This is a genomic window from Haloterrigena sp. H1, assembly GCF_005938085.1.
GTDB lineage: Archaea > Halobacteriota > Halobacteria > Halobacteriales > Natrialbaceae > Natrinema.
The window spans coordinates 2,800,653-2,813,552 of the sequence record NZ_SMZK01000001.1 but is presented as its reverse complement, the minus strand read 5'-3'; the positions used below and the strand labels follow the sequence as shown (position 1 = coordinate 2,813,552).

The window sequence follows — 12,900 nt, the reverse complement described above, 5'->3', positions numbered from 1 at the left end:
GTATGGCTACCGACGACTCACGCGCCGATACGGACGTCGGGTCAGACCCGGCAACCCCGCTCTCCGAGACGGAACTCGAGGCCCTCCACGAGGTCGAGCTGGGACTCGAGTGGACCCAGCGCGCTCAAGGCTGTCTGCTCGAGTTCCACCACGCGACGGGCCACGGGATGGACCACCTCTATCGAGCCGAAGAGCGGCTCAGAGCAGCCGGCCACGACGATCTCGCCGACGTAATTCGAGACGACCTCCTCCCCCACGGCGTCGTCGACGAGGACCGCTGGTCCTACGAGATCCTCGAGCACTTCCAGGAGAGCCTGCTGGCCGAAACGCGGGCGCTCGAGCGCCAGGTCCGACGGGAGCTGGCCGATGGAAAGCGCCACGTCCGCGAGCGCAAGCAGGAACGGGAGTGGAAACGGCGGGCCAAAGAGCGATGACGAACAACTGACAGGAGCCAAAGCAGCCGGCGCTGGACCGTGGTGGTATGACGAGAGAGGGCGAAAACGCGGGATCAATTCGTCGGTCGCGACAGGTCGCTACTCCATGACGTCGAGGTCGCGGAAGTAGGTGACCGGACAGGGAGCCGAGAGGATGATCTCCTGGGAGACGGAGCCGAGCACGGCTTTTTCAGCCGGGGAGCGCCGGCGGCCACCGACGACCATTCGGTCGGCGTCGACGTCGACCGCCATGTCGACGACTTTGGAACTGACTTCGCCGAGTGCGCCTTTGATCTCGTAGTCGACGCCGGCGTCCTCGAAGCGTTCGGCGAGTTCGGGGACCGGCGCGCGTTCGGCGGCGACCTCGTCAGGGTCGACATCGTCGGCACGAGCGTCGAAGCCGATATCCTCGTGGATGTCTTCATACTCGTCTTCCGTGAAGGCGTGTCCGATCACGACTTTCGCGCCGAGTGGCTCGGCGATCTCGAGCACGGTCTCGGCGAGTTCCGGCGCGCGCACTGTGTCCATCGGTCCAACTGCAAGGAGTACCGTATCGATTGCCATGTCCGCACAGTGGTTGGGCCACCTGCATAAGTATTCTCGTCGATGTATGTTTCCAGAACCAACCGTGACCGTTTTAGCGGTGGCAGTGGTGGGGGTATGTCGTTGCCACCCTGACACTAGTCTGATAGCTATTGTGTGGGAACGGAGGCGTCACTGCGGACGAAGGTAACAGGGCAGGGTGCCGACAGGAGCACCTCCTGTGCCGTCGAGCCGAAGACGGCCTTCCCGGTCGGTGATCGCCGTCGCCCGCCGACGACGACCCGATCGGCATCGGCACTCGCCGTAAGGTCGACGATCGACTGCCCGTGGTCCCCGACGGCCCCACGGATCTCGTAGTCGACGCCGTGCTCGTCGAAGATGGCCTGCAACTCGTGGATCGTCGAGTGCCGCGCTGCGACCGCGTCGGGGTCGATCTCGTCGACAGTGCGATCGAACTCGAGGCGCTCGAGGACCTCGTCGTACTCGGTGCTGGTAAAGACGTGTGCGAGGACGACGGTGGCGTCGGCTGGTTTCGCGACCTCGAGGACCGTCTCGGCCAGTTGCCCGCTGCGGTCTTCGTCACCGGGACCGACCGCGAGTAACACCGTATCTAGCATGGGTAGTGAATCGACCCACAGCACCGTAAAGCCGCGGCAGGGTGGCGACGGGGATCGATGTCGATGGAACCGCGGCCCGCAGTGCCACGCCGTCACCGTTTTCCACGCCGTCGTCGAGTATCGACGCATGGACGGACCCGATCTCGACGGACAGACGGTACTCGTGACGGGCAGTGCGAGAGGCGTCGGACGCGAACTGCTGCTGGCGACGGCCGACTGCGGCGCGGCGACGGCGGTCCACTATCACACCAGCGCCGACGCGGCCCACGAGGTGGCTGACCAGGCCCGCGAACGCGGTGCGACTGCAGCGATGACGGTACAGGCCGACGTCACTGATCCCGACAGTGTCGACGGCCTCTTCGCAGCCATCGAGGCCGACCTCGGCGACGTCGACGTGCTGGTCAACAACGTCGGCGACTTCGCGCCTGCCCGCTGGGACGACCTCGCGTTCGAGGAGTGGACCCGCGTCCTCGAGACGAACCTTACTGGAACCTATCTCTGCTCGAAGCGGGTCCTCCCCCGGATGCGCGAGAACGGGGCCGGCCGAATCGTGAACATCGGCTACGCCTCGAGCGAGCAGGGGCTCGTCAGCCCGAAGAACTTCCCCTACTTCGTCGCGAAGAAGGGCGTGTTGATGTTTACGCGCATGCTCGCGGCGGACACCCAGAACGACGGGATCACGGTCAACGCCATCTCGCCGTACGTCGTCGAGAACTCCGACGAGTTCCCCGACGAGTTGCCACGCGATCGGCCCGCAAGTTTCGAGGACCTGATCGCGCCGCTGTATTTCTTCCTCGATCCGGACAGTGAGTACGTCAGCGGCGAGAATATCGAAGTCGATGGTGGCTGGTTGCCTGAGACTGTGTAAGCGATCGAACCGCGGCGCTGTGTGCCGCGGGACGTTTTTGGTCCAGATTTTTGCGAGGAGTGAGGCTCGAGCGCAGCGAGAGTCCCCGACGAAGTAAAAAGGTGGGTGGAGAACACCGAAGTCGACGGTGGCTGGGTGCCCGAGTATGTGTGACGGGGTCCGGACGCGTCCCGACGCTTTTGTGCCATCGGTGAATTGTTGGCCGTATGAGCAGTCGGCTGCGCGAAATCGGTATCGGTGCGATCGTGGTGTTCGCCGCCGGCATCGTTCTCTGGCCACCTGATGAGACGTTCTGGCAGTGGTGGACGGTACTTCCGGAGGCCGCACAGACCGAATCACTCGTGCTCGTCCTGTTGACGGTTCTGGCCGGGGCTGTCGGAATCGCAGCGACGGCGCTCAGTGGCATTCGACCGTCGAACCTCGCTATCGGTGGTCTCGTGGCGTACGTGGTCGGGATGGCGCTTATTAGTCTCAGTATGTCGCCGGATAGTCCAGTGCATCTCCTTCTCTACGGATACATCCTCGTCGTCGTGTTGCTCGGTGCTGGCGGCTGGCGTCGGATCAGGACGGGCGACGAGACCGATTCAGCGGACGCCACTGACACAGCCTAAGACGGTCGAGCGATCGACGGCTGACAGCGTCCGATCGTCCACGCGGGGACGGCCGTTTGACGACGTTTGGCCACAGCTTTTCGTCCCAGCGGCCACCGAACTTCAGTATGAGTCTCCCGATCGCGATGGGGTGGCGACACCTGCTCTTTGCTAACTGGCCGGTCGATCCTGCCGCCGTTGCGGCTCAAATTCCGGATGATCTTACCGTCGAGACCTACGACGGCCGGGCGTGGCTCTCTGTCGTGCCGTATCTGAACGTCGACGTTCGTCCGCGCGGGCTTCCCGCAGCGATGGGCGTCGATCTCCCCGAACTCAACCTCCGGACGTACGTCAGTCGGGACGGCGAGCCTGGCGTCTACTTCTTCAGCCTCGACGCAGAGGGTATCCTCGGCGTCGTCGGGGCACGTCTCTTTCACCAACTGCCATACTACTACGCCGACATCGAGATCACCGGGACCGACCGGGGCATCGCGTTTACGAGCGAGCGGCTCCATCCGGGCGCCTCGCCGGCGACGTTTACGGGGACCTACGAGCCGGTCGGCGACCCGTTCGTCCCCGAACCCGGCTCGCTGGCAGCGTTTCTCACCGAACACTACCGATACTACACGACGGCTCGAGACGGCACCCTTCGCTACGCCGACATCGATCACGAGCCGTGGACGCTGCGGCCGGCAACGGTGACGATTGAGACGAACACGCTGTTCGAGGCCAACGGATTCGACCGGCCCGCCGGATCGCCGGTCTGTTACTACAGTCGTGGCGTCGACATCACGTCGTCGCGAAATCGTCGCTGGGAGTGAACCGGGCGACAGGAGAGCGATCGATATTCCTCGGTCGCGGCCCTCGTTCAACCCATGACAGCGACGGGAACGATCCGGGCGATCCACATCGCGCCGGAACAGGGCGCACCGATGGAACGCGTCGAGCAAGTGACTGCAGTCGCACGGCGAGGGCTCGAGGGCGATCGCTACTACGCCACCGAGGGAACGTTCGCCGATCGGGAGGGCAGCGATCTCACGCTCATCGAGTCCGAAGCGCTCGCGGCGGTCGAGCGGGACTACGACATCTCACTCGAGTCCGGCTTCCACCGCCGCAACCTCACGACCGACGGCATCGCCCTGAACCATCTGGTCGGCGAGCGGTTTCGGGTCGGCGAGGTCGTCTGCGAAGGGATCGAACTCTGCGAGCCGTGTTCGTACCTCGAACGCCACCTCGAAAAAGAGGGGATCCGCAAGGCGCTGGTTCATCGAGGCGGGCTTCGGGCACGGATCCTCGACGACGGTGTTGTGACAGCTGGTGATGGTATCGAACGTATCGCTCAGCCTACTGCCCGCGACTGATATTCGATGAGGTATCCGTCACTCACTTTCCATCTCGATTGGGGAAAACACTTCGTGTTCCGAGCAACAGGAAACATGAACCTGCAGTATTCGTCGCCATTCCGACTGGCAGAAGCAGAAACTACATTTTCGTGAGGCCGAAGAAAGAGACACGATGAACGAACCGGGCATCCAGTCGCTGATGGACCAGGAAACGCTCGATCAGCGCGTTCGTGACGGGGAGACACCAGAGTGGGTCGCTGATCACTGGCACTCGTTTCGCGACGGACTGCTCGGTGAGCGAAACGAGACGCCGTTTCCGTGCTTTTTCGGCGCTGAATCCGTCCAGAACGGCGAGCCGATCTACACTGCGGTCCCCTCGATGAGTGACGCGGATGCGCTCTTGGGCCTGCGTGATCGGATCCTCGAGTACCTCGAGGTCTATCAGGACCACTCGGAACGGGCCTCGCTGGTCACCTTCTTCAAGCCGCCCGAAGAACCGCTCTCGGAGGCGGAGTATCACGAGACGCTGTGGCACATCCTCCAGACGCTGCACCTCCACGATCCCGAGCCGTGGCCCGAGGACATCCCAACTGATCCCGACGACCCCTACTGGGAGTTCTGTCTCGGCGGCGAGCCCATGTTCCCGACCTGTCGGGCTCCGTTCTACGAGAACCGAAAGAGCCGCTACTGTCCGATCGGCCTCGAGATCACGTTCCAACCGCGCGCGCTGTTCGAGAACCTCGACGTGACGGCAGACACCGAGGCCGGCCAGCACGCTCGCGAGGTCATTCAGGATCGACTCGAGGGCTACGATGGTGTCTGTCCCCACGCCGATCTCGGCGACTGGGGCGTCGAGGGCGACCGCGAGTGGCCACAGTACATGCTCTCGGAAGACGACGAACAAGCGCCGTCGACGTGCCCGATCACGGTCACTCGAACGCATCCGAAACCCGGCGCGAAGCTGCCATGAGCGACGCGCTCAAGAACGTTGCTCTCGTCCTGATCGACTTCCAGCAGGGGTTCGACGACCCCTCGTGGGGTGAGCGAAACAACCCCGACGCAGAAGTGAACGCAGCGCGGCTCCTCGAGCACTGGCGTGAGACTGACCGGCCGATCGTCCACGTCCGCCACGACTCGACGGAACCGGACTCGCCGCTTCGAGGAGACGAACCCGGTTTCGCGTTCAAACCCGAGATGGCTCCCAGCGAGGGTGAGCCGACGATGGAAAAATCGGTCAATAGCGCGTTCATCGGGACCGATCTCGAAGACTGGCTTCGCGACCGGGGTCTCGAGACGGTTGTCATCGCCGGGCTCACGACGGATCACTGCGTCTCGACGAGTACCCGGATGGCCGAAAACCTCGGCTTCGACCCGATCGTCGTCCGCGACGCGACCGCGACATTCGAGCGCTCGCTCGATGGCGAAACCTTCGACGCGGAGACGGTCCATCGAACTGCGCTCGCCCACCTCGCAGGCGAGTTCGCTGAGATCGCGACGACCGCAGAACTCCTCGATTCTTGATCTCTCGGCCCTGATCCGTCGTTTCCATCGGTTCGCGGTCGCAGTGTTCTTATGGGTCTACTCGTGGCATGGCCTCGTATGCGAGTCGTCGTCGCCGGTACGTTCGGGCCACTCCACGATGGGCATCGGTCCCTGTTCGAACACGCGCTTCGATTCGGCGCGGACGGCGTCGTCGTCGCGCTGACAAGCGATGCGCTCGCGACCGAGACGCGCCACGAGCCGCGGCCGATTCCGCCGTTCGACGAGCGAGCGAGTGCCGTGATGGACGCGATCGCCGATATCGACGAGTGGAATCGTGACGTCGAAATCAGGAAACTCGAGACCGAAGCCGGAATCGCGGCCACCGACCCCGCGATCGACGCGCTGGCGGTCTCCCCCGAGACGGCTCCCGAACTCGAGGCCATCAACGATCGGCGGCGAGAGCGCGGTCTCGAGCCGCTGTCAGGGATCGTCGCGCCCTACGTCTATGCCGACGACGGCGAGCGGATCTCGTCGACGCGGATCGTAAAGGGGGAGATCGACGAACACGGTCGGCTGCTCGAGTAGCACCTCGCCGTGATCACTGCCTCGCCTATGACACAATAGTAATGGATCGGGAGACTGTCGTTTTATATAATGGGTGAGGATCGAAGACCGCTGTTGATCGTGTTGCTGGGCAGTGCGGTGCTCGTGACGGGTGTCCTCCACCTGTCGTTCGTGCCGCGCTATCTGCCCGACGACGTGCTGTTGACCGTGCTGACGCTCGGCGCTGGCTGGGCGACGTACACGCTCGTGTTCTACGCGCTCGGGCGGGTGATCGCTGCGCCCGCCGGACAGGAGTTTCCCAATATGCGCGCTGCGGACCTCGGCATCGCGGTCCTGCTCGTCTCGCTGCTGTTCTTGCTGGTGTTCGACGCGGTCGGCGTCCCGCTCGAGGGGATCGTCGGGATCTACGCGCTGCCCGCGCTCGGCATCTACGTCGGCCTCGCGCTGATCGGCTGGTCGATCGGCCGCCGAACGGAAGCGATCAACGAGATCGCCCGGTAGGGCCGGTCGGACTCCGGAGTCGCTTACGACGTGTCCTCGTCGGGGTGCGCTCCCGATCCAGAGTTCGCCACCAGCACCGGAATCTCGCCGAACCGAACGACGTGATCGGTGACGCTGCCCATCGCCAGCCGGTGGACGCCGCCGCGGCCGCGCGTTCCCATGACGATCACGTCGGCGTCGATCTCCCGGGCGTACTCGAGCAGTTCGTCCTCCGGCGGGCCCTCGAGGACCGTGCCGGTGACCTCGAGGCCGGCTGCCTCGGCGCGGTCGACGGTCGCGTCGACGTGCTCTTCGGCCCGCCCGCGCATCGCGTCTTCGGCGCTCGCCGCGTCACCGGGGAGTCGGAGGTCGCCGAGCGGGCCGGTGTCGGCGACGCAGGCGACGTGGACCGTCGCGTCGTGGACGGTCGCGAGCTCGATGCCGGTCTCGGCGGCGGCCTCGGCGTGGTCGCTGCCGTCGGTCGGAATGAGGATCGTGTCGAACACTGCCTGACCCTATGGCGAGACGCGTAAAATTCCTGCCGGAACGGGTGACTGTCAGATGGCTCGATTCGTTCTAGCGCGTGTAGACGCTCAAATAAACGCCAGCGGCACCATGACGAGGATTCCGGCAACGATGCCGCCGGCGAGTTCGGGCTTGCCGCCGCTGGGGAGGCGCTTACCGATATCGAGCGCTTCGGGGACGAACTCCGTGAGGACGAGGTAGATCATCGCGCCGGCGGCGAAGCCGAAGCCGTAGGGCAGGACATCGCGAGCGTAGCTGACGAACCCGAACGCGATGACGGCCCCGAGCGGCTGAGGGAGACTCGAGAAGACGGCCCACCAGACCATCTTCCACTCGGAGACGTTCATCGACCGCAGCGGGATCGAGATCGCCGTTCCCTCCGGGATGTTGTGGATCGAGATCGCGATCGTCATGAACACTGCCAGAAGCGGCACGGTAAAGCCGAGGAGCTCGGCCCCGCCCTCGAGCCCGAGGTCGGCAAAGGAGACACCGACGGCGATGCCTTCGGGGAAGCTGTGGACGGTCAACACCCCGAGGATGAGCACGAGTTTCTTGAAGTCGGCTTCCTCGTACTGTCGTGGGTCGATCTCGGCGTCCATCAGGACGTCGTGGGCGACGACGACCAGCGCGACGCCGGCGACCATGCCGATGCCGATCTCGAGGGCCGTCCCTTCGGCCAGTCCCTCATCGATGAGCCCGAACGTCGACGCCGAGAGCATGATGCCCGAGGACAGCCCCCAGAGGACCACGTTGTAGCGGTCGCCGATGTCGTCGAAAAAGAAAAAAGGGATCGCGCCGAGCCCGGTCGCCAGCGCCGTGATGAAGCCGGCGACGAAGACGAGCATGAGGTTCTCCAGCAGTACCATCTACCGAAGTATTCGCTCCGCTGTATAAATTAGCGACGATGGCGGCGGTGACTTCGTGGTGTTTCGCTGGGTTCGACTCCGAATGGGTTGCCCCGCGTGCCATGGCTGGTTCCCGCCGGCAACCGATGAGCGGGCGATTTCCACCTCGCGTTGTCCGACAGTATCAACAGCCAGCCGCCGAATTGGTCGTGTATGTCTCTGTGGCGCTCACGTCGAACCGGCTACTACATCCTGCTGGTAGCCGTGACCACCATCATCGCCACGTTGCTCTACAACTACGGGATGGCGACTCTGGAGAACCGTCCACAACCGCTCTACCGGTCGCTCGAGGTCGTCTTCCAGACGTACACGACGACCGGCTACGGAGAGGACGCGGGGTGGGACACGCTCCAGATGAACCTGCTGGTGATCGTACTCCAGCTCACCGGGATCGGGCTGATCCTCACCGGAGTCGACATCTTCGCCGTCCCGTGGTTGCGAAGCACGCTCGAGACGACGGCGCCGACGACCGCGCCCGACGCCGCGAACCACGTCATCATCTGTGAGTACACGCCCCGTGGCGAGGCGTTCATCGAGGAACTCGAGTCCCGAGGGCGGGAATACGTCGTCGTCGAACCCGACGAGGAGACGGCGACGGAACTCCACGAGGCCGACCACCGGGTCGTTCACGGCGATCCGGAGTCGACGGCGGTGCTCGAGAACGCAGGCATCGAGCGGGCGACGGCGGTCGTGGCCGATTCGGCCGACGACACGAACGCGAGTATCGTCCTCTCGGCGCGCGAAGCCAGCCCTGACGTACGGATCGTGACGCTGGTCGAAGAGCAGCGCCTCGGCGAGTACCATCGGATCGCCGGCGCGGACGAAGTCCTCTCGCCTCGCCAGATGCTCGGCGAGAGTCTCGCACACCGGGTGCCGACGGCCGTGACGACCACGGTCGACGAAGGGATCGAGATCGGGAACGATCTGGAACTGGTCGAGCTGTCGATCGCCGAGGGGAGCGAGCTGGCCGGACGGACTGCCGGCGAGATTCGGCTTCGAGAACAGTTCGGCGTGGACGGGATCGGGGCGTGGTTCGGCGGGACGTTCGAGAGTCCGATCCCGAACGACCGGGAACTCGACACCGAGACGCGATTGCTCGTCGCGGGGGAACCCGAGCGAATCGACGAACTCCGGGCGGAAGCGACGTCGACGGTTCTGCCGTTTGCAGTCAAGCGCGCCGTCATTGCCGGCTATGGCGAGTCCGGGGCGGCAGCGGGTGCTGCACTCGCGGAAACGAACACGAACGTGACCGTTCTCGACACCCTCGAGATGGAGGGGGTCGACGTGGTCGGCGACGCTCGCGATCCGACGACGGTCCGCGAGGCGGGGATCGACGACGCGTCGACGGTAATCGTGACCCTCGACGACGATACGACCGCGATCTTTACAACGCTCGTCGTCCGGGATCTGAACCCGTCGGTCACGATCGTCGTCAGAGCGAACGATACGGAGAACGTTCGGAAGCTGTACCGTGCCGGTGCCGACTACGTTCAGTCGCTGGCGACGGTCAGCGGCCGGATGCTCGCCTCGACCGTCTTCGAGGACGAGGAAGTGCTTGCCGTCGACAGACAGATCGACGTCGTCAAACTACCCGTGGGCCGGCTGGCGGGCCGGACGGCCGTCAACGCGGCCGTTCGGACCCAGACCGGCTGTACCGTCCTCGCCGTGCGGAGAGACGATGAGACGATCACGGACTTCGATCCGGCGTCGTTCGTCTTCGACGCCGACGACGAAGTGATCCTCGCGGGGACGGACGACAGCGTTCGATCGTTCGAAGCGCAGTTTCTCGCGTGAACGCGACGCAACAGCGCCGACAGTCTACAGGAGGTCGCCGAGATCGAAATTCAACTGCTGTTTCGCGAACCGGGCGAGCAAGGGTACGTCGTCCGTGTCGAACAGGCGCACGATAGAGCGGATATCGCCCTTGTTCGCCTCGGCCAGCGTGTCGTTGTCGAGACGCTGGAGGTCCCGCATGAGCTGATCGTAGCGTTCGTTGGAGGCGAGATAGAGCAGTTGGGTCATCAGGAGCCGCTTGTTCGCGTTGGGCGCGACGTCGCGGTGCCAGAGCGTTTCGTACACGGCGAGGTTCTCGGCGGTCGGCTCGACGCCGTCGTGTTTGAGACAACTGTCGGCGGTGGCGGCGGCCGCACGACCGGACTGCATCCCCGTGTGGATTCCCTCGCCCCACAGCGGATCGATCGAGGGGACGGTATCGCCGATCGCCATGAACCGATCGGTGTGCAACTGGTCTGGTGCCTGGATGTGGGCCGATCCGCGGTGCTGTTTGCCTTCGATCCGCTCGGCGTCCCGGAACCGCGGATCGGTCTCGAGCCAGTGGTTCAGATAGTCGTCGATGCTAAAGCTGTCACGACCATACCGCTGGTGGCTGCCGTTCTGGATGTAACAGAGGCCGACCTTGGCGGTGTCCTCTCCAGTGTGGAAGATCCAGGAGTAGCCGCCGGGGGCGATATTGTGATCGAGCCGTAGCATCATCGCATCGTGGAGGTCTGCAAAGCCGGGGCGGTCGATATCGATCCCTTCGAACTCGTATTCGATCCCGATGGCGTGGTTTTCGCGTTTGAGATCGACGACGCCGAGTTGCTTTGCGAGGGGCGCGGCCGGTCCCGTCGCGTCGATGACGATCTCGCCGTAGACCTCCTCGTCGCCGTTGTAGGTGACGCCGACGATCTCACCGTTTTCCATGATCGGCCCAGTGACGCGGGCGTCGAACCGGTACTCGGCTCCCTTCTCGTGGCTATCCTCGACGAGGAAGCGTTTGAACTCCGCGAATTCCAGTACCGCACCGGTCTGGTCGCGGACGTAGTGTTCTCGCGGGGACTCGAGGACGACGCTGTCGGTATATTGCATCACCACGTCGTCGGGAATCCCGAACGAGGCCATCATGGAGTGGAAGGTTCCCGCAGTCGACTTGTTGCTCTGGCGGGGGAACTCCGATTCGGATTCGGTCTCGAGGACGACGACGTCGTACCCTCGGGCGACGAGATCACGGGCACACTGCGCACCGGCGGGACCGGCACCGGCGATGACTACGTCGTAGCGATCGTTCATGTAATCGGGACTGTGGTGGTCCCTAATGAGTTTGTCCAGTTACAGTCGGCCGTGTGACGGCTACCGCACGATCGTCACCGGCACGGGAGCTTGTCGCGCGATTCGTTCCGCGACGCTGCCGAGCAATACCCGCGAGACGCCGGATCGTCCGTGGCTGCCCACGACGATCAGATCGATCTCGTTGTCCGCCGTGTAGTCGACGATGGCATCCGCCGGCTGGCCGACGGCTACCGCCGTCTCGATCGAACACCCCTCGTTCGCTGCCCTGGCTTCGGCATCGGCGAGCAGTTCCTGTGCGTCCTCGCGCCTGTGCTCGAGCAGTTCCGTCGGGCCGAGGTGTGCGACTTCGCCGTAGCTACTGTTCGTCGGATCGATGGCGTGGAGGACCGTGATGTCGTCGTCGGCGTGTTCCGCACACGCGAACTCGAGTGCCGCCCACCCCGGCTCCGAGTCCTCGAGGGCGACCAGTAAGTGCATACTGATACGTACGAGGACCAGTTACTTGAGTGTCAGCCATTCACAGCCGACCTGTAACGACTCCAGCACGCGCGTGGTGGTAAACGGAAGCGGTCAGCGACGGTCGTCGCCCGTTGGAATGGCGGTCGCGATCGACCGCAGCCACGCCTCGCGGTCGTCGGCCTCGACGGCCGCGGAGGCCGCCCCGGTCGCGTCGACGCCGCAGTCGAACGCGCGGGAGACATCTTCGGCGGTCCGGACACCGCCGCCGACGAACGTCCGCGTCTCGGTGGCCTCGTTTGCAACCGTTTCGACGAACGCCTCGATGCGCTCGGGATGCGTTCGGATCATCCCCTCGTCGGTGGCAATATCGGCCGGCCGTTCGAACAGCAGCCAGTCGGGGTCGGCAGCCAGCGCCATCCGGGCCGTCGGCAGGCTCTCGACGGCGACGATCGACTCGAGACCCAGCTCCTCACAGCGGTCGACGGCGCGGGCGACGGCTGTAAAGGCGGCCTCGCTCTCCGGGTGGGAGACGAACACCGCGTCGGCCCCGGCGGCCGCCACCGCCTCGAGGGTGACGTCACCCATCCCACCGTCGGCTCGTGGGACCCCTGCCTGTGCGACGATCGGCAGGGCCGTCCGCTCGGCGACGAGTCGGAGGTCGGTCGGCTGGGGCGAGACGGCAAATCGCCTCCCGGTCTCGTCGCGGACCCGCTCGATCGTCTTCGCGAACGCGAGCGCGTCGTCGCCGGTCGTCCCCGCGTAGGTCTTGTAGTTGACGAGGAAAACGGGGGCTGCGATCCCCATCCGTCTATTCGGAGTACCCTTCCTGCAGGAACGTGCCTTCGGTCTCGTACACCGAGACCAGTTCCTCGATGAGTTCTTCGGGAGACTCATCCTCCTCGCAGTGGCTTTCGAGTCGATCCATCAGGTCGTCGCTGATCTCGAGTGTCTGTGTCATGGATTGTCGGCCGCGGTGTATCCGCGTCGGTCAACGTATCGATGCCCGTCGCCAAATAGACGA

The 12,900-nt window shown here is 64.5% G+C and carries 18 protein-coding genes; 10 read left to right on the top strand and 8 right to left on the bottom strand.

The window, feature by feature from the left end:
• The first annotated feature begins 2 nt into the window (after nt 1-2).
• Complete coding sequence (locus E2L06_RS14070) at nt 3-434, top strand: hypothetical protein (protein WP_138782247.1); 432 nt, start codon at nt 3-5, stop codon at nt 432-434.
• Nucleotides 435-533: 99 nt separating this feature from the next.
• Here the strand turns inward: E2L06_RS14070 and E2L06_RS14065 are convergent, their stop codons facing one another.
• Nucleotides 534-998: a universal stress protein gene (locus E2L06_RS14065; RefSeq protein WP_138782246.1), complete on the bottom strand. Its 465-nt coding sequence runs from the start codon at nt 996-998 to the stop codon at nt 534-536.
• A 128-nt stretch (nt 999-1,126) separates the two neighbouring features.
• Entirely contained in the window at nt 1,127-1,594 is a 468-nt protein-coding gene (locus tag E2L06_RS14060; RefSeq protein ID WP_138782245.1) for a universal stress protein, read from the bottom strand.
• Between the two features lie 127 nt (nt 1,595-1,721).
• Here E2L06_RS14060 and E2L06_RS14055 point away from each other — a divergent pair, with 127 nt between their 5' ends.
• From E2L06_RS14055 to E2L06_RS14020, 8 genes are all read left to right on the top strand, one after another.
• On the top strand, nt 1,722-2,462 hold the full coding sequence (locus E2L06_RS14055) for an SDR family oxidoreductase (protein WP_138782244.1): 741 nt from the start codon (nt 1,722-1,724) through the stop codon (nt 2,460-2,462).
• A gap of 206 nt (nt 2,463-2,668) precedes the next feature.
• Entirely contained in the window at nt 2,669-3,073 is a 405-nt protein-coding gene (locus E2L06_RS14050) for a hypothetical protein (protein ID WP_138782243.1), read from the top strand.
• A gap of 107 nt (nt 3,074-3,180) precedes the next feature.
• Nucleotides 3,181-3,873 (top strand): YqjF family protein, encoded by a 693-nt coding sequence (locus E2L06_RS14045; RefSeq protein ID WP_138782242.1) that lies wholly within the window; start codon nt 3,181-3,183, stop codon nt 3,871-3,873.
• 54 nt (nt 3,874-3,927) lie between these two features.
• Nucleotides 3,928-4,413, top strand: coding sequence for an MOSC domain-containing protein (locus E2L06_RS14040; RefSeq protein ID WP_138782241.1), 486 nt, complete (start codon nt 3,928-3,930; stop codon nt 4,411-4,413).
• Between the two features lie 154 nt (nt 4,414-4,567).
• A complete protein-coding gene (locus E2L06_RS14035; RefSeq protein WP_138782240.1) occupies nt 4,568-5,365 on the top strand; it encodes a YqcI/YcgG family protein in 798 nt (265 codons plus the stop codon).
• Complete coding sequence (locus E2L06_RS14030) at nt 5,362-5,916, top strand: cysteine hydrolase family protein (protein WP_138782239.1); 555 nt, start codon at nt 5,362-5,364, stop codon at nt 5,914-5,916. The genes E2L06_RS14035 and E2L06_RS14030 overlap by 4 nt, the downstream gene beginning before the upstream one ends.
• A 78-nt stretch (nt 5,917-5,994) precedes the next feature.
• Nucleotides 5,995-6,462, top strand: coding sequence for a phosphopantetheine adenylyltransferase (locus tag E2L06_RS14025; protein ID WP_138782238.1), 468 nt, complete (start codon nt 5,995-5,997; stop codon nt 6,460-6,462).
• A 69-nt stretch (nt 6,463-6,531) separates the two neighbouring features.
• Nucleotides 6,532-6,942: a hypothetical protein gene (locus tag E2L06_RS14020; RefSeq protein WP_138782237.1), complete on the top strand. Its 411-nt coding sequence runs from the start codon at nt 6,532-6,534 to the stop codon at nt 6,940-6,942.
• 23 nt (nt 6,943-6,965) lie between these two features.
• On the opposite strand, the gene E2L06_RS14015 is transcribed toward E2L06_RS14020, so the two are convergent.
• On the bottom strand, nt 6,966-7,427 hold the full coding sequence (locus tag E2L06_RS14015) for a universal stress protein (protein ID WP_138782236.1): 462 nt from the start codon (nt 7,425-7,427) through the stop codon (nt 6,966-6,968).
• A gap of 87 nt (nt 7,428-7,514) precedes the next feature.
• Nucleotides 7,515-8,312: a ZIP family metal transporter gene (locus E2L06_RS14010; protein WP_138782235.1), complete on the bottom strand. Its 798-nt coding sequence runs from the start codon at nt 8,310-8,312 to the stop codon at nt 7,515-7,517.
• A 192-nt stretch (nt 8,313-8,504) separates the two neighbouring features.
• Here E2L06_RS14010 and E2L06_RS14005 point away from each other — a divergent pair, with 192 nt between their 5' ends.
• Nucleotides 8,505-10,145: a TrkA family potassium uptake protein gene (locus E2L06_RS14005; protein ID WP_138782234.1), complete on the top strand. Its 1,641-nt coding sequence runs from the start codon at nt 8,505-8,507 to the stop codon at nt 10,143-10,145.
• Nucleotides 10,146-10,169: 24 nt separating this feature from the next.
• Here E2L06_RS14005 and E2L06_RS14000 read toward each other — a convergent pair whose 3' ends face one another.
• The 4 genes from E2L06_RS14000 to E2L06_RS21970 all read right to left on the bottom strand — a co-directional run bounded on the left by E2L06_RS14000 (nt 10,170) and on the right by E2L06_RS21970 (nt 12,837).
• Nucleotides 10,170-11,420, bottom strand: a complete 1,251-nt coding sequence (locus tag E2L06_RS14000; protein ID WP_138782233.1) for a digeranylgeranylglycerophospholipid reductase — start codon at nt 11,418-11,420, stop codon at nt 10,170-10,172.
• Between the two features lie 60 nt (nt 11,421-11,480).
• A complete protein-coding gene (locus tag E2L06_RS13995) occupies nt 11,481-11,897 on the bottom strand; it encodes a universal stress protein (protein ID WP_138782232.1) in 417 nt (138 codons plus the stop codon).
• Between the two features lie 93 nt (nt 11,898-11,990).
• Nucleotides 11,991-12,683, bottom strand: a complete 693-nt coding sequence (locus E2L06_RS13990; protein WP_138782231.1) for a triose-phosphate isomerase — start codon at nt 12,681-12,683, stop codon at nt 11,991-11,993.
• Between the two features lie 4 nt (nt 12,684-12,687).
• A complete protein-coding gene (locus E2L06_RS21970) occupies nt 12,688-12,837 on the bottom strand; it encodes a hypothetical protein (RefSeq protein ID WP_171052375.1) in 150 nt (49 codons plus the stop codon).
• Between the last annotated feature and the right edge of the window lie 63 nt (nt 12,838-12,900).